15 protein-coding genes and 1 tRNA gene are annotated in these 16,123 nt (G+C 60.2%); 2 read left to right on the top strand and 14 right to left on the bottom strand.

The window, feature by feature from the left end; all coding sequences use genetic code 11:
- The 7 genes from ACILSL_RS20775 to ACILSL_RS20805 all read right to left on the bottom strand — a co-directional run.
- Nucleotides 1-1,202, bottom strand: a 1,202-nt coding sequence (locus tag ACILSL_RS20775) for a tyrosine-type recombinase/integrase (protein ID WP_395733983.1), incomplete at its 3' end; no start/stop codon positions are given.
- Between the two features lie 61 nt (nucleotides 1,203-1,263).
- Nucleotides 1,264-1,349: transfer RNA gene (locus ACILSL_RS20780), tRNA-Tyr, on the bottom strand.
- A 102-nt stretch (nucleotides 1,350-1,451) separates the two neighbouring features.
- Nucleotides 1,452-2,516 carry a class I SAM-dependent methyltransferase gene (locus ACILSL_RS20785; RefSeq protein ID WP_395733984.1) on the bottom strand — a complete coding sequence of 355 codons (1,065 nt, stop codon included), beginning with the start codon at nucleotides 2,514-2,516 and terminating at the stop codon, nucleotides 1,452-1,454.
- A 35-nt stretch (nucleotides 2,517-2,551) separates the two neighbouring features.
- Entirely contained in the window at nucleotides 2,552-3,718 is a 1,167-nt protein-coding gene (locus ACILSL_RS20790; protein ID WP_395733985.1) for an FtsX-like permease family protein, read from the bottom strand.
- Nucleotides 3,715-4,383, bottom strand: a complete 669-nt coding sequence (locus ACILSL_RS20795) for an ABC transporter ATP-binding protein (protein ID WP_395733986.1) — start codon at nucleotides 4,381-4,383, stop codon at nucleotides 3,715-3,717. The genes ACILSL_RS20790 and ACILSL_RS20795 overlap by 4 nt, the downstream gene beginning before the upstream one ends.
- Nucleotides 4,384-4,396: 13 nt before the next feature.
- Entirely contained in the window at nucleotides 4,397-5,638 is a 1,242-nt protein-coding gene (locus ACILSL_RS20800; RefSeq protein ID WP_395733987.1) for a NupC/NupG family nucleoside CNT transporter, read from the bottom strand.
- Nucleotides 5,639-5,704: 66 nt separating this feature from the next.
- On the bottom strand, nucleotides 5,705-6,130 hold the full coding sequence (locus ACILSL_RS20805; RefSeq protein ID WP_395733988.1) for a hypothetical protein: 426 nt from the start codon (nucleotides 6,128-6,130) through the stop codon (nucleotides 5,705-5,707).
- A 652-nt stretch (nucleotides 6,131-6,782) separates the two neighbouring features.
- On the opposite strand from ACILSL_RS20805, the gene ACILSL_RS20810 reads away from it, so the two are divergent.
- Both ACILSL_RS20810 and ACILSL_RS20815 read left to right on the top strand, forming a co-directional pair.
- On the top strand, nucleotides 6,783-7,700 hold the full coding sequence (locus tag ACILSL_RS20810) for a fibronectin type III domain-containing protein (protein ID WP_395733989.1): 918 nt from the start codon (nucleotides 6,783-6,785) through the stop codon (nucleotides 7,698-7,700).
- Between the two features lie 151 nt (nucleotides 7,701-7,851).
- Entirely contained in the window at nucleotides 7,852-8,718 is an 867-nt protein-coding gene (locus ACILSL_RS20815) for an SDR family oxidoreductase (protein ID WP_395733990.1), read from the top strand.
- A gap of 33 nt (nucleotides 8,719-8,751) precedes the next feature.
- On the opposite strand, the gene ACILSL_RS20820 is transcribed toward ACILSL_RS20815, so the two are convergent.
- From ACILSL_RS20820 to ribH, 7 genes are all read right to left on the bottom strand, one after another.
- The gene (locus ACILSL_RS20820; protein ID WP_395733991.1) at nucleotides 8,752-9,960 is read right to left on the bottom strand and encodes an aminotransferase class I/II-fold pyridoxal phosphate-dependent enzyme; all 1,209 of its coding nucleotides are present in this window, start codon (nucleotides 9,958-9,960) and stop codon (nucleotides 8,752-8,754) included.
- Nucleotides 9,961-10,089: 129 nt separating this feature from the next.
- Nucleotides 10,090-11,634, bottom strand: coding sequence for a hypothetical protein (locus ACILSL_RS20825; RefSeq protein ID WP_395733992.1), 1,545 nt, complete (start codon nucleotides 11,632-11,634; stop codon nucleotides 10,090-10,092).
- Between the two features lie 26 nt (nucleotides 11,635-11,660).
- A complete protein-coding gene (locus tag ACILSL_RS20830; RefSeq protein WP_395733993.1) occupies nucleotides 11,661-12,593 on the bottom strand; it encodes a hypothetical protein in 933 nt (310 codons plus the stop codon).
- A 30-nt stretch (nucleotides 12,594-12,623) separates the two neighbouring features.
- Complete coding sequence (locus ACILSL_RS20835; RefSeq protein ID WP_395733994.1) at nucleotides 12,624-14,030, bottom strand: MotA/TolQ/ExbB proton channel family protein; 1,407 nt, start codon at nucleotides 14,028-14,030, stop codon at nucleotides 12,624-12,626.
- A 184-nt stretch (nucleotides 14,031-14,214) separates the two neighbouring features.
- Complete coding sequence (ftsY, locus tag ACILSL_RS20840; protein ID WP_395733995.1) at nucleotides 14,215-15,060, bottom strand: signal recognition particle-docking protein FtsY; 846 nt, start codon at nucleotides 15,058-15,060, stop codon at nucleotides 14,215-14,217.
- Nucleotides 15,061-15,148: 88 nt separating this feature from the next.
- Nucleotides 15,149-15,613, bottom strand: a complete 465-nt coding sequence (gene nusB, locus ACILSL_RS20845) for a transcription antitermination factor NusB (protein WP_395733996.1) — start codon at nucleotides 15,611-15,613, stop codon at nucleotides 15,149-15,151.
- A gap of 4 nt (nucleotides 15,614-15,617) precedes the next feature.
- A complete protein-coding gene (gene ribH, locus ACILSL_RS20850; RefSeq protein ID WP_395733997.1) occupies nucleotides 15,618-16,121 on the bottom strand; it encodes a 6,7-dimethyl-8-ribityllumazine synthase in 504 nt (167 codons plus the stop codon).
- Nucleotides 16,122-16,123: the final 2 nt, after the last annotated feature.

A 16,123-nucleotide genomic window follows, 5' to 3' on the forward strand; every position in this document is an offset into this window, starting at 1 on the left:
GCCTCGGCCTCCGTCACCAACTCCCGGTAATGCTTGAAGATGATGTGCGGCGAGTTGCCCGCTTCTAGCGCCACGCGCGCCGCATCCTTCACCTCGGCAATCCGGTAGCTGATGTAAGAGTGCCGCATCCCGTTATGAGGCCATGTGACGCCAATCCGCTTCGCCAAAGCAGTTGCCAGCATGGGAGTTTTCGGATTGGGCATGATCTTGCCCGTGCGGGGCAGGAGATTCAGCCAGGCGGCGAGGTTGTCCGAGATCGGCACAATCCGTCTGGAAGCGGTTTTTGCCTGATCTGCCCGCAGCAGAATGATCCGCCGTTCCATGTCCACTGCCGACCAGTCCAAGCGGCCGATTTCAGCCACCCGCAGCCCGGCAAACGCGCCGATGGCAAGGAATGGCAGAAGATCAGGCGTGGCTGCCTCGAGCAGGCCTCGCATCGCCTCCGGCTTGAAGATCTCAGTCTTGACGTCGCCAGTCTTGGCCAAATGCAGCATCTCCGCTGCACTGGCTTCTGATGCTGGCAGATAACCGCGCGCTTTGGCAAAGGCGAAGAAGACCTTGATGCAACGATGCACGGAATTGCGGGTGACTGGGGAACCGCCAAGACCCCGCAGCCATCGATCAAGATCACCCGGCTTGATCGCCATGACCTCGCCGGGGAAAGCTTTCGCCAGTCTGCGAACGTTCACGGCCAGTTGATTCAGATACCTCGAACTCACCCCATCCTGAGCCTTCGCCTTGAGAAACTCGTCGATGATGTCGACCACCTTCACGCCGAGCGTGACGCCCTGCGTCCGCCTCAGGAATTCCTGAACGGCGACCATCAGAGGCACATCTCCAAGCAGTTCACGGCATCGCACATACTCGTCCACAACGGCGACCGGAGGGAGTTTGAGGGGAGCCGTCAGCCGCTCGGCAGCCAGGTAACACTCCCGCTGTGAAGGGGTGAGATCATTGGTGGGCGCAAGGCCTTCCTGAATTCGTTGCGCAACAATCTGCGCCTCCGTTCTGGCTTTTTCCAAGGTGCCGAAACTGCGCCTGATCCGCCGCCCGTTCATGTGGAAGGCCACGGTGAACCTGTCGAAGTCCCGCACCTTGCCGCGGTAAATTGGCACCACGGCGTTGCCATGCTTGATGCGCAGGAACGGTTTGCCCTTTTTTCGGGGGGTAATCCCCGATTTTGTCATGCTTTTGTCGTGCATGACACCGGAAGGAGTGTCAACCGGGCGGGGACCATCCTTCATAATTCCTTGATTATGAAGATGGTGGGCAGGGCTGGATTCGAACCAGCGTAGGCGTAAGCCAGCAGATTTACAGTCTGCCCCCTTTGACCGCTCGGGTACCTACCCATTCTCCTTTCGAAGTGGGCCGCGATTATCGAGTCGGTGTCTTGTTTTGCAAACGCTTTGTTCTTCTGTTTTGCATTCTTTGTGAGATTCTTTGCACCCGATTCAGCGGCGGCGCTTGCCGCGACGCACATAGGTGGGCTGGACGATGGGGTTTTGCGCGTGAAGGACTTTGAAACCGCCGGTCTCGACGATCTTGTCCATCTGCGAAAAAGCTTCGGTCAGCAGGTTCTCATAAGGAAGCTGACGGTTGGCGACGAGCCAGAGCTGTCCACCGGGACGCAGGGCCTGAGCGGCGGCGGCGATGAATTTGAGGCCAATGAGGGGATCGGCTTCCTTGCCTTCGTGAAACGGGGGGTTCATCACGACGGCGTCAAACTTGGTGCGCTCAAAACCGGTGGTGATGTCCTGCCAGTGGGGGTGGGCTTTGACCTTGGTGGGCACGAGGCCGAGATTGCGGCGGGCGCACTCGAAGCAGTCACCGTCGGCATCGTAGATGTCGAGGGTGTCGATGTCGTGGCAGTGGCGCAGGAGGTGGTCGCTCAGGAAACCCCAGCCGCAGCCGAAGTCGGCGACGTTGCCCGAAATGGTTTCTGGCAGGTGCTTGGCAAGGAGGGCGGAGCCTTCGTCGATGCGGTCCCAGTTGAAGAGGCCGGGGCGTGACCAGAAGCGGCCGTCGAGGATGCGGCGCATGGCGGCGCCCTGACGCCAGCGTTCGAGGAGGTCGGCTTTCCAGGGTTTGCCTTCTTGCTTGGTGGCCCAGAAGACGCGGCTGTGATGCTTGGAGAGGGAGGTGATCTGCCCGGCGACTTCTTTCAGGTACTGCTCGCAGCGTTTGCTGCCGGCGTCGTTGTGCACGGCGGCCATGAGGACGCCGCCGGGGGCGAGGTGATCATGGGCGCGGGCGAGATCGGCCACCATGAGATCGCGCTGAGGATCGGGGAGGACGAGGACGAGATCGAAGAAGCCGTGGACCTCGCGCTCCACGCGGTGTCCGGCAGCTTGGAGGAGGTTGGCCTTGGGCTTCCAAGTTTGCTGGCAAACGAGGCGGCCTTCGAAGTGCTCCAAGGCGGGATGTGCCTGGGCACGCAGGAAGAGCACACGCCCTTCGGTGCTGATGTCGGGATTAACATCCAGGGCGTAGATGAGGGCGTCGATGGGGTAGGACATTCGGGGAGTGAAAAGGGAAAGAAAAAGGAAGACGATTAAAGGGCCCAGCGCAGGAGGTGCGGCGCGGCGAAGGAGGAAAACTGAAGGAGGAGGAGGCCGATCACCGCGGCGGCGAGGCCGATGACGAGGACTTCGAGGACTTTGACGCTGATGAGGGAAACACGCGAGACGCCGACGTCTTCGAGGGTGGCGAATTCGCGCTGTCGCAGGCGGAAGGAGAGCGCAAAGACGAGCGCGGTGACGAGCAGCGCGGCGGTGGCGGTGAGGAGGAGGGCGCTGGCGGCGAAGCCTTCGAGTCGCACGAGCTGGGTGAGCAGCGCCTCCATTTCATCGCGCGGGCGGATGACCTGCTGCTCTTTGGAGCGGGCGTAGTGTCCCGCGAGCAGGGCTTCGGCCTTGGCATCCTTTGGCAGCAAGATCACGGCGCTGATGGGATAGGTGGAGACATCGCCATGAAAATGGAAGGAGGCGATGTTGGCATCGGTGACTTCATTGAACATGCGCACGGCGGCATTGCCGATGATGTTGCCCTCTTCTTTTTTGAGCACGACGGATTCGTCTTTCTTGAGGTCATCGTGGCCATGGGAGCGGCCTTCGATGAGCCAGCAGGTTTTCAGATCGACGAAGAGAGCCTCGTCATCGGGCGTGCCGTTCGGGGTGAGGATGCCGGTGACGCGCATCTTCAAAGGGTAAACGCCGGCCATATCGAAGGCCTGCTCGGGTGTGGAAAAGAGGTGGCCGCCGGGCTGCAGGCCACGCTGCTTCGCGAGTGTGGCACCGACGACGCAATCACCCAGGCGGCTGAGCTGTCTGCCAGCGGCGAGGTGCAGGCCGCGAAAGGGGAAGTATTCCAGCTCTGTGCCGACGATGGGCGCACCCTGCGCCTGATAGCGGGCGTGCAGTGGGATGGCGGTGGCGGAGTGGTTGTGCCGCAATTCGGTGAGTGCGCCAAAGGGCAGCGGCAGGAGGTTCTCGCGCTTGAAGTAGAGCGCGGTCATCATGAGATCGAGTGCGCTGCCACGTGTGCCGACGATCTGCGGCGTGGAGGCGGCGCGGGCGCGGAGTTCCTGCTGGGCATGCTCAATCAGCACCCTCAGGCAAAGCGGCAGTGCGAAGACGAGACCCAGTGCTCCGGCGAGCAATGCGCTCTGGATGCGATGCCGCAGCACGTAGCGCGCGGCCAGATGGAAGGCGGTCCTCATGCGGTGGCGAGGTCCTCCATGCGCACGGTTTGATCAAAGAGCGGCAGCAGATTGGGATCGTGCGTGACCATGACGAGGCAGGCGCCGCGTCTGCGGGTGTCTTCGAGCAGCATGTCCACCACGATGCGACCCCGTGCGGGGTCCAGCGAAGCAGTGGGCTCATCGGCAAAGACAAACTGCGGCTCATGCACCAGCGCACGTGCGACTGCGACGCGCTGGCGCTCGCCCTGCGAAAGGTGCGAGACGCGCTTGTCCAGGTAGCGGTCGATGTGCAGGCGCTGGGTGAGATCGAGCATCTTGGTATGGACCGCCGCATTCGCATTTCCACGGAACTGATGCGGCAGAAGGATGTTCTCGGTGACGGTGAGGTAGTCGAGCAAAGCGAAGTCCTGGAATACGAGGCCGATGTGCTGCAGGCGGAAGGCACGGCGTGCTTCGTGGGTCATCGTTTCCATTTGCGCGCCCCCCAGGCTGACTTTGCCCGCCGTGGGCGTCAGCAGTCCGGTGAGCAGGCGCAGCAGGGTGGACTTCCCTGCCCCGCTGGGTCCGGCCAAAGCGAGGGCCTTGCCGGCGGCGAGCTCAAGCTGCGGCACGTGCACACGGAAGCCCTCGGCCGAGTAGGCAAAGAGGAGGTCGGAGACATGGAGGCCGGTGGTTGCGGACATGCAGGCTCACTCTTTAAAGCAGCAATCCGGCGACACAAGCGGTGCAATAGCAGGCGAGCAGTCCGCCGAGCATGGATTTGACGCCGAGCTGCGCCAGTTCTCCCCGGCGCTCCGGCACCAGCGCCCCGATGCCGCCGATCTGGATGGCGACGCTGCCGAAATTGGCGAAGCCGCAGAGCGCGTAGGTGGCGATCTCCGCGCTGCGAGGAGAGAGTGTGCCACCCTGCTGGCTGAGGTGCAGGTAGGCGAAGAATTCATTGAGCACCACGCGTTCGCCCAGCAGTGCGCCCACCTGGCCGCACTCGGACCACGGCACGCCCATGAGCCAGGCGCAGGGGGCATTGAGCCAGCCGAGCACGAGCTGCAGGGGCTGCGGAACGTTTTGACCGAAGACGCGCAGGCCAAGGGAGAGCATGTAATTGAACAGCGCCACCACGGCGACGAAGGCGATGAGCATGGCCACGACGTTGATGGCCAGCTTCATGCCATCGCTCGCGCCCGTGCAGAGAGCATCGATGCCGTTGGCGGTTTCTCGTTCGATGACTTTGCTGGCACCGTGCGCGGTCTCGCTTTCCTCGGTCTCGGGGATGAGGATTTTCGACATCATCAGCGCGGCGGGGGCGCTCATCACGGAGGCGGTGAGCAGATGCCCGGCGGAGATGCCAAAGGATACGTAGGCCGCGAGGACCCCGCCGGCGATGGTGGCCATGCCGCCGACCATGAGGCAGAGCAGCTCGCTGCGCGTCATGCGTGGGAGATAGGGCTTGATGACGAGCGGGGCCTCGGTCTGGCCCATGAAGATGTTTGCGGCTGCCGCGAGGGTTTCACTGCCGCTGGTGCGCATGACACGGCGCATGACCCAGGCGGCCATTTTGACGACCCACTGCAGCACGCCGTAATGGTACAGAAAGGAAGACAGCGCGGAGACGAGGATGATGCTGCCGGTGATCGTCAGCGCGAGGATGAAGCTGTTGTTCGGGCCAAACGCGGCCTGCAGGGTGGTCGGGCCACCCAGCGGGCCAAAGACCAGCCCGATGCCTTCATTCGCAAAGCCCAGCAGGCGGCGGAACATCCTGTCGAGCAAAGCAAAGGAATCGTGGCCCAACTGGGTGCGGAGAATCAGCACACCGAAGGCCATCTGCAGCGCCAGCCCGCTCAGCACCGCCCGCCAAGGAAAGAGCCGACGTTTTTCCGAGAGCGCCCAGGCAAGCGCTACAAACACGACCAGGCCAATCAGGCAGATGAGACGATCCATGATGTGGGCGAGAGTGGGTCAGCGGGAAGAAGGGGTCAAGCGCTGAGCGAGAAACCCACGCCCGGGCTACCGATTGTCCAGATCCCAGCCGCTGCGGCCAAACTCATAGAATTCATCAGCGCGGCCCTGGCCGGGGCTCCAGTCGATGGGAAAAGCCTGTTTGATCTGGCCGTGGTACTTGGAGGGATGGGCATCGAGCTGGAACGGCACGCCGGGAGTGGCACGGATTTCCTGGACGGAACTGTTGAGGACGGTCGGCTTCACCTCCCAGTTCTTGCCGTTCGGGTAATAGAACTGCTTCAAATCGTGGTGGTAATAGGCCTCGTAACGGGGGTAGTACGTGTAATTGCCAGCACTGCCGAACCGGGGTGCCAAAACCGACAAACCCGCCGGATAACCGTAACCCCGTGTTGGCAGACCATATTTGATAGCGCAGGCCGGGAGAAGGAGCAGAAAGGACAGCGCGAGACTGAGGACAGAGCGTGAATGCATGGCGGATGATTAGCGGGATTCCTGTGACAGGCAACGGAGCGAAGGAGGAATCACAAATGCGAGGAGGTTTAAGAGAAGAGTCCTGGCAATCGTTTTGACCATTCAGTCATTCATTTTTGTAACGATTGAATAGTTTCACCTCTGAAATTACAGGTACCGGCAAGCAAGTGAGGCAGGTGTGAAGCCCATGACAAGCTAGTTTACGGTTAAATCGTTAACACATGACACAAGCATAACGATCTGGTCGTTTCCCCTTGGCGAACCGCCCCTTTCGATCTGATCGTGACCAAGAAACCTCGTAACGCTTAAATCGTTTGATAAGAACTGATGGTATTTCTTCGCCTCCGGTCATCTTACATAGAAGAGCGAGTCAATGACAAATCATCCACCAATCATCGGTGAGTAATTATTGAGCAGCGAAACCGACAAAAGTAACGTTTTGAACGTATCACCTTTTGAGTAATTCACTGTATTTCTACAAGTTTACATCAACCAATCTATAAATTGCCTGAGAGAAGCAAGGTCTGTCGCTTTGTTATCAATTATCAGTCGCCGACTGTCGTCAAATCATCATCGAGAAAGAACTGGGAGTGAATGACCGATTGACTCTCCCAGCAAGCACTGACTTGGAGAAACCGGTCGGCTTCCTGCCATGGCTACCAACCCCACCCCGACCAATGACGCCGAGCTGATGGTTCTCTGCGGGCAGGTTGTGCAGGGCTGCATGGAGCTGGAGGGCGCGATCGAGATTTGGGATACGCCAGGGGCGTTACTTCAGGAGCTACTAAACAGCGGCCACGCCGCCCTGGCCGATGTGGAGAAACAGAAGAATGAACGCAGTGCGCTCCGGCGGGAACTGCGGGAGCGGGACATGGAAAGTGAACGAATCCTGAGCCACTGCCGCCTCCGCCTCGCAGCCCTGTTTGGCAATGGCTTCAATGAACAGTGGGAGTCGGCAGGCTTTCCTGACCGGTCCACGAGGGTACCCGAGGTCTTCGCCAAGCGCCAGGCCCTGCTCGCGCAACTGGCCGCCTACTTCACCGCGAATCCGCTGCACGAAAGCCAGGACATGCGGGCCACGGCGGCGATCTGCGAGGTCACCCATGAATCCCTCTCGCGGGTGCGTGCGGACGTGGATCACTATAAGTCCGTCCTGAAAACCGCTGTGCAGAAGAAAAATGCGGCGCTGAAACGGCTTCGACAGACCCTGCGCAGCCTGATCGCTGAGCTGGGCCAGCTTCTGCCCGCTGATGATGTGCGCTGGCGGCGCTTCGGCCTGAACCCGCCGGCAGGTGAGTCGCGGCCAGAGCCGGTGGGGCAGGTCATGCTCACCGCCGTGGGCCAGGGCACCCTCCGGGCGCAATGGCCCCCTGCCCTCCATGCCCTGCGTTACCATGTGCAGATGAGGATGATGGGCGGTGGCAACTTTGCCACCCTGAGCACCGTCCAGGGCACCGAAACGCAGCTGCAAGACCTGCCGCCGGGTGAGTTCATCGAAGTGCGTGTGATCGCGGCGAACTCTCAGGAAGAAGCCGCCCCCAGCCCTGCCTCGACGGCGTTGGTGGGCTGAAGCGCTGGGCATGCCCCCAGATGGAGGCGCGATGAAAAGAGCGGCCCGAACTCGCTTTTTGGGCAAGATGGGGCAAGCGTCGGGCCTTGGCCTCCTGCCTCGCCCGGCCGTGATCAACGGCGCTTTCTGCCCCCAGCCCCCCCCTTTCCTCATGCCCGCCATCAGCACCGCCGCGCCGCGCAATGTCCTCATCACGGGAGCTTCCACAGGCATCGGTGCAGCCTGCACACGCATGCTGGCAGGACGCGGCTGGCGGGTCTTTGCCGGAGTGCGCAAGGTGGCCGATGGCGAGGCTCTACTGGCGGGAGCCGAGGGACAAATCATCCCGGTCATCCTCGATGTGACCAACCGTGAACAAATCAAAACGGTGGTGCAGGAGGTGGGTGCGCAGTGCGGTGCGGTGGGGCTGCAGGGCTTGGTGAACAATGCCGGCATCGCGCTGGCGGGGCCGCTGGAATTCATGCCGATGGAGGCCTTTGAAAAGCAGTTCGAGGTCAACGTGCTGGGATTGATCGCGGTGACGCAGGCGGTGATGCCGCTGATCCGTGCTAGCCGGGGGCGCATCGTTTTGACGGGTTCCAATTCGGGGTTCATGTGCGAGCCATTTCTGGCCGGCTATGGGGCGACGAAGCATGCGCTGGAGGCCATCGCGGATTCGCTGCGCATCGAGCTGCGGCCGTGGGGGATCAAGGTCGCGCTGATTCAGCCGGGGGCGATCAAGACGCCGATCTGGAGCAAATCGCGAGAGGCGGCGGAGCAGCTCTTCGTGGGCATGCCCCCCGAGTGCGAAAAGCTGTACTCAGCGCCCATCATCGCCCTGCGCAAGATGGTGGAGAAAGTCCCCTCGATGGCGATTCCGCCGGAACGGGTGGCAAAGGCGGTGACGCATGCGCTTGAATCCCGCCGCCCCAGCACCCGCTACCCTGTGGGGCTGGATTCCGTGGTGGGTTCGCTGCTGGTGCGGGTGGTGCCGGATCGCCTGCTGGACTGGGTGATCCGCAAGGTGAGGGGGATCTAGGAAGTGGACCGGGGGCGGCGCAACCGGGCTCCTTTAAATGATGCCGAGTTCCTTGCCGATCTTCTCAAACTTCTCCAGAGCGCGGTCGATCTGCGCGAAGGTGTGGGTGGCCATGAGGCTGACGCGGATCAGTTCTTCACCGGGAGGAACACCAGGAGGGATCACGGGATTGACGAAGACGCCTTCATCCTGCAGGCGTTTGCAGAAGATGAAGGTCTTCAGCGTATCGTTGACGTAGACCGGGAGGATGGGCGTCTCGGTGGCACCGAGTTTGAATCCGAGCGCGAGCAGCCCCTGTTTCATGCGATTCGTGTTGGCCCAGAGCTGCACCATGCGCTCGGGTTCGGCGATCATGATGCGCAGTGCGGCGAGCGCGGCGGCCACATTTGCCGGACTCATGCTGGCGCTGAAAACGAGCGGGCGGGAGTGATGCTTGAGGTAGTCGATCGTGTCCCAATCCCCGGCAATGAAGCCACCGAGACTGGCGAGCGATTTGCTGAATGTGCCCATGATGAGATGCACGTCATCCACGAGACCGAAATGCGAGGCGGTGCCGGAACCATGCTCACCGAGGACGCCAATGCTGTGCGCATCGTCCACCATGACGGCGGCGTTGTACTGCCTGGCCAGCGCCACCAGCTCGGGCAGCTTGATGATGTCCCCCTCCATGCTGAAGACTCCATCCACCACGATGATCTTGGGAGACTCCGGCGGGAGGTGGGCCAGACGTCGTGCCAGTGACGTCATGTCATTGTGCGAAAAGAGAAAGGTCTTCCCTGGAGCCATCTGGCAGCCTGCACCGAGGCTGGCATGATTTGCCCGGTCTGCCAGGATGCAGTCTTCACGGCCGACGATGGCGCTGATGACGCCGAGATTGACCTGAAAGCCGGTACTGTAGAGCAGCACGGCCGGCTTCTTCATGAGCTGCGCGAGCTCGTCCTCCAGCTGCACATGGATGTCGAGGGTACCGTTGAGGAAGCGTGAGCCTGCACAGCCGGCACCGTATTTCTGCACGGCCTGGCAGATGGCTTCCTTGATGCGCGGATCATTGGTGAGGCCGAGGTAGCTGTTGGAACCCAGCATGAGCACCTGCTGGCCGTTGATGATGACCTCCGTGTCCTGGGCAGAGGAGATCTCCCGGAAGTAGGGATAGATTCCAGCGGCGCGGACTTCATCCAGAGCGCGAAATTTACGAACCTTGTCAAAGAGCGGGAGGGGGGAGGGCGAAGAAGCAGAGGGCATCGGAACGCAAATGAGGCGCGAGTGTGGCACTTGAATTCCGGCTGTCCATGAACTCCTTATAAAGTGCACGGATTATGACAAGCTGCTAAAAAACAACTGATAATCAGTAGGCATAGAGCCTATCCAACTTCAATCAATGGAGCGTTTTGGGGGGGCAATGGTCACCGCGCCGGGAGCTCCGGAGCCGGGACGCGGCGGTGTGGGGGCCAGGCGCTGGACTTCATAGCCGGAGATGTTCACCGCAAGGTCAAGCTTGGCGAGGAACTCCCAAGTGGCGGACACGCCCACATCATCAGCGATTTTTCGAGCTTCGAGATAGGCTTCAAAGGCATCTGGCATGACCTGGAAGACGGCCACGCCATTGGGATCCGCCTTGATGTCGCGCATGAGACGAATGTAGGCGGAGTTGGGCTGCTTCAAGGCCGCAATGGTCTCGCCGCCGCCGCCTTTGGGCGTGAGTGCCAGTTGCACGTAAGGAAGAGTGGGCAGGATCTTCGCCTCAAATCCATAGGAACCCGCCAGCAGCGGGCTGGAGGCCGCACGCTGCAACATCGCCTGAATGCGAGTGGCATCGTAAATGGTGCGAGCCTTGCTGGCGTTTTCGATGCCTTTGACCTTTGCCAGATCGTGAAAAAAGCCCGCAACATCCTTTGGCGTCGTTTTGACATCTTTGGTGAATGAGCCCCAGGAGAAGCTGATTTTGCCACCACCAACGCTGGCTTTGATCACCGGCGGGGCGGGTGGCCGGGCGGGGTCCAGTTTGACCCATGGTGCCACATCGCCTTTGCTTGCGGCCACGATCGCCTCGGCGACGACGGGCATGGTCTGGCGGGTGGCCACGGCGATGTCAGCAACGTCTGTGAGGAATGATTTGGTGGCGGGAATGCCGCCGGTCACTAAAGCCTTGTAGGCCAGGGCCACGTATTCCAGCTGCACCCGATCCACAAGCGGAGCGATTTCAGGCCATGCCTTCTGGGCATTGGCGGGAGTTCCCAGGATGGTTTCAAGCAGCTTGGCAAACGGCGCATACTCCACCTTTTGAAATTCGAGCTGTGACTTCACCTTGTCCATGCCATCAAGGATCGGCCCCAGGAACTTGGCCTGGTTGAAGAACAGCACTCCTTGTTTGGCCACAAGGATGCGTGTCTCGTTGGGCTTCTCCGGATAAGGGCGCGGATTCGGCAGGCGCACATAGGTCGGTGGTGAGGGGGTGAAGACCGGCGTTTCATCCAGCAGCGCCTTGAGGCGTTCCACCTCGGCGAGCAACTTGTCAGTCTCGACCTTGGAGGCTTCTCGCTCCTTTTTACGTTCCTCGATCTGCTTGGTGAAAGCGTCGAGGTCCATGAATTTCATCTTGGCCTGCAAGTCGGCGGTATCGATGCTGTTGAGCTCTTCGACGGCCTTTTTCATGTCGTCCTGGGCCTTTTTCTGGTCCTCTTCCAACTTCTTGGGATCGGCGGGCGGCGGAGGCAGTTTTTTAACTTCTTCGACAATTTTTTGATGCTCCTCCGGAGTGACGGGGGGCAGTTCAGAGAGAATTTTCTGCACGACCTGGGCCGTGTTGAGAGCCATGACCACGAACACGATCATGAGCACCCCGACGACGTTCGTCACGGCGTCCATGAGGGAGTCGAGGTTGAGTTCGCCGTCGCCGCCTTGTTTTCTCTTCGCCATCGTCTTGAGGGAGGTTGCGGGTTAGATTATTTGGCCTTTGCAGGAGGTTTGGCACCGCCGGCAGCAGGTGCAGGTGCAGGTGCAGGTGCAGGTGCAGGTGCAGCGGCGGGCGGTGGCGACATTTTGCCGCGATACTTGTCAAACATGGCGAGATCGAGCACGCCTTTGCCCGGGATGGGAAGCTTGCCAATGCGCACCTTGTAGTCGTTCTCCGCGCGCCCGGCACCGTTGTTGAAGGCCCCCTGCCCGTCATCACGAATCAGGAAGAGCAGGAGTGATTTCGGATTCTTGGCCAGCTCTGCAAGGAAGTAATTGTAGGCTGCATCGGCGACCACCACGGAGGCGCTGGCACTGAGGCGGTAGTCCTCCCCCCAGGCACCGAGGATTTTCAAGGCACCGCCTGCGGCCTCAACGAAATAGACTTTCGTGTCTGGATCCATGCCGCTGCCCGATGGCTGCACGACCACCGGTGGTATTTTTTTGTCTTCTGGGACATGGCGTTTTTTGATTTCGGCCATGAGCGTGGCGATCTCCTTTTTGCTTTCGGCCTGCTGCTTCTTCATGCCTTCGATTTCGAGCAGCAGGTCATCGAGCTCTTTCTGCATCTTCTGGCTGATCTTGAGGTTCGCCTCCTGCAGGTCCTTGGAGGTGGCGAGAAGCTTGCGCAGTTTGATGAACTTCTGCTGCTTTTCCTCCAGCTCTTTCTGCAGTTTCTGCAGTGTGGCCAGCTTTTCTTTGAGGATCACGTCCTGCACTTTGCGCTCCTCGATCTCCTTCTTGAGCTTGATGTAGTCCTGCGCGCGTTCGATTTCCTCCGCAGTCCGGCCCTCGGCCTTGCCCATCTGTGAGATCACGAGCACGACGATCATCAGGACCAGCGCCCCGATGAGGCAGGCCAGAATGCTGAGGAACGGGAAGAGTGAAATCTCCCCTTCTCCTGATGCTCGGCGTTTTGCCATGATGTGTGCGTATAAGTGGTGGCGCGGCGGCTATTCGCGGCTGAACCAGCCCTTTTTCTTCACCTGGTGAATGAGGATCTGCTTGCCCCCGAGTTCGGAGAGCAAAGTGTTCAAAGACTGGATGCCGCTGGACAGGGCGCGGGTGTAGTCGGTGGTGGTCTTGACGCTGTCCTTCACAGCGCTGGTCAGATCTTCACGCATGCGGTTGAGTGTCATGGCAAACTCGGCATCCACCCGCTGCTGATGTGCGGCGGCCCGTTTGTCAAGATTATCAGCCTGCTCCTTGACCTGCTTCGAGAGGGCGTTGAGATCCACGAGGAAGTCCTTCTGGGCATTGGCGACCGCTTTGACCAGCGTGTCCATGATGCCGTTGGTGTCTCCACCGGCCACGCCACCGCCATCGTTGAGGCGTGGCATGAGAACTTCATTGCAGAAGGCGTCGATATTGTTGAGGTTGTCATCCTCCGCCTTGGATACGGCGTTCATCGGGAAGTTCAGGAACATGGCCAGGACCAGTCCGAGGAGGGTGGTGTCGAACGCAGTGCCAAGACCGCTGGTCACCTTGCCCAGCGAGCCCATGACCTTGGAGATGTCACTGACCTGAAGATCAATGCTCCCAATGGCCTGGGAGAGGCCGAGCACCGTGCCGATGAAGCCCAGAATCGGGATGGCCCAAAGGAAGACCTTGATCAATGAAAAGCTGCCGCCGATGCGGGAGCCGTCGATATCCGACTGGGCGCTCATCATGCTGGTGACCTCGCCGTTGTTCTGGCGGATTTCGAAGAGTTCGAGCCCCTTGCGAATGCGGTTCACCATCATGCTGTCACGCAGGCGGGAGGGCAGACCATAGAGATGATCGATGAAATGACCGACGTTTTCGCGGTTGATCTCCTGACCGAGCTCGGCGGGCAGCACGTCCAGATACATGGCATCCTTCTGGTGGCGCAGCTTCTGGATTTTGAGGTAGATGAGACCGATGGCCCAAAAGAAGAAGAAGGTCTCCATGTAGTTCACCCATGTGCGCTCAAGAAAGAGGTCATGCAGGTAGTCCATGGTGTCCACGGGTGGCGCGTTGTACGCCCCTTTGCCAAAGGGGAACATGATGCCAAACCAGGCCAGAGATGCCACTGCGCCAATCGCCAGCGCGAGCCAGGGGTTTGGGTTTGCCGGATCGGTCTCCTCCCAGCCGCCACGTTCTTTGGGCTGGTAGGCTGAATGAGTGTGCTCAGGGGTGGTTTCACCATGCTCGTATTCCGCGCCGAAAGCATCGTTTTCAGCAGGCGCTTGTGAGGTCGGAGGCGTGACGCCGCTGGGAGCGGGCAGCCCCGACGGCGCTGGCAGCGAAGCGGGGGCCATGGCTGGAATGCTCAGCTTGGTATTGCAGCCAGGACAGCGGACAATTTTGCCTGCCATTTCCGGCTCGGCTTTGAGTTGCATGTCGCATGAGGGGCATTTGAACGTCACAGGTAATTTCCTCCAAGGTGTGATTTAAAAAGTGGGCGCTGCTACTTAGCGAAAGACATACCCATTCGACAATAGATTTCTTGGGATGAAAATTCACTTCAGCCACAAAGATACCAAAGTATCGGCCAAAGGTATCATTTTTGTCCACTCGACCTGCTCAGAGCAGTTCTTCCACGAAGCGCTTCGAATCAAACGCCTGGAAATCTTCAACGCTTTCACCCAGTCCGATGAAACGGGTGGGCACGCCAAGTTCCTGCTGAATCGCTACAAGCACACCGCCTTTGCCGCTACCATCCAGCTTGGTGACAATGACACCCGTCAAAGGAATCACCTTATTGAATTCACGCGCCTGCTGCAGTGCATTGGAGCCGGTGGTCGCATCGCACACCAGCAGCACTTCGTGGGGTGAGGTGGCATCCTTGCGCCCGAGGATGCGGTGAATTTTTTTCAGCTCCTCCATCAGGTTGTGCTTTGTGTGCAGCCGCCCGGCGGTGTCGCAGATGAGGTAGTCAGCCCCCGTCTTGAGCGCCTTTTCATAGCCTTCAAAACAGACGGATGCCGGATCGCCATTCGGCGGACCTTTGACGAGAGGGATCTGTAAGCGCTCAGCCCAGACGGTGAGCTGCTCCACGGCGGCGGCGCGGAAGGTGTCTGCGGCAGCCAGCACCACCTTGTGCCCGCCCTTGTGCAGCAGGTGCGCCAGCTTCGCGGTGCTGGTGGTCTTGCCGGTGCCGTTGACCCCTACAATGAGGAGCACCTTGGGCTTGCCGGGGATCGGCTCGATCGCAGGCACCGACTCGGGCAAAATTTTGCGCACATGCTCGCGCGACACCTGGACGATGTCCGCGCCGTGCAGCGTGCGCTGGCGGGACTTCAGGTCTGCCACGATCTGCAGCGCCAGACGTGGCCCCAGATCCCCGCCGACAAGAGAGGCCTCCAGGTCATCCCAGTCAATGTCGGGCTTGGTGAAGCGCTGGATGAGTGATTTGAAAAAACCGGCCATGACGAATGAATGACGAAATCAGAAGGACGAATGTGGAATGCGGCATGCTGACGGCGCATTCGTTTTGAAGATATGAAGCCGCGCCCGCCTAGGCGCCAGAGGTGTCGGTGGCTGAGCCAAGAGGATGCTCCACCTTTCTGGGCTCTGGTTTGCGCAGGGATTTGGCCAGCTTGTCGAGCACTCCATTGACGAAGGAGCCGGACTCACCGGCGCTGAGGGCTTTGGCGATGTCGATGGCCTCGTTCAAGATGACGGGCGTGGGCACCTCCGGGCAGTAGAGCAGCTCGTAGGAGGCCACGCGGAGCACGTTGCGGTCCACGGCGGCGAGTCGTTCGAAACTGAAGTTTTCCAGCAGCCCGGTGATCCCTGAATCGATCTGCTCCTGATGGCCGATCACCCCCTTGATCAAGTTTTCAGCAAACGCACGGGTGGAAGCCCTCGCGCTGTGAAGACTCCAGAAGTCCTCCGGTTCCCCGGGCTTTTCCGTCCCCTGCAGATCACGGGCAAAAAGAAATTGAATGGCGGCCTCGCGGCCTTCGCGGCGTCTTCCCATGATGTTAGGCGTGGTCAAGGGGTTCGCCGGCAAAGCTGGCCTTCATCTTGCCGAAAAGGTTGATCATTTTGACGCAGGTCTGCGCGGCTTCGGTGCCACGGTTGATGGTGGCTCCCAGGCAGCGCTCTTCCGCCTGCTCCTCCGTGCTGACCAGCAGCACCTCATGAATGACGGGGACGCAGTGCCTCACCGCCATCTGCTGCAGGGCATCGGTCACTGAAGCGCCGACGAGATCGGCATGCTCCGTGGAGCCGCGGATGATGACCCCCAGGGTGATGACGGCATCGGGCGAGCTGCCGCGCAGCACGTGCTCCACGCAGACCGGGATCTCAAAGGCGCCGGGCACGCGATAGACATCGACAGTGGCATTGGGGGCAATGACTTCGATTTCTTCCTTGGCGGCATTGAGCAGGCCTTGGACGAACTGGTTGTTGTACAAAGAGGCGACGATCGCGATGCTGATCGGATCCTGGGTGGGGCGTGGACGACTGGAGGCGTAATTGGACATGT

Source organism: Prosthecobacter sp. (assembly GCF_044222345.1).
Taxonomy (GTDB): Bacteria; Verrucomicrobiota; Verrucomicrobiia; order Verrucomicrobiales; family Verrucomicrobiaceae; genus Prosthecobacter.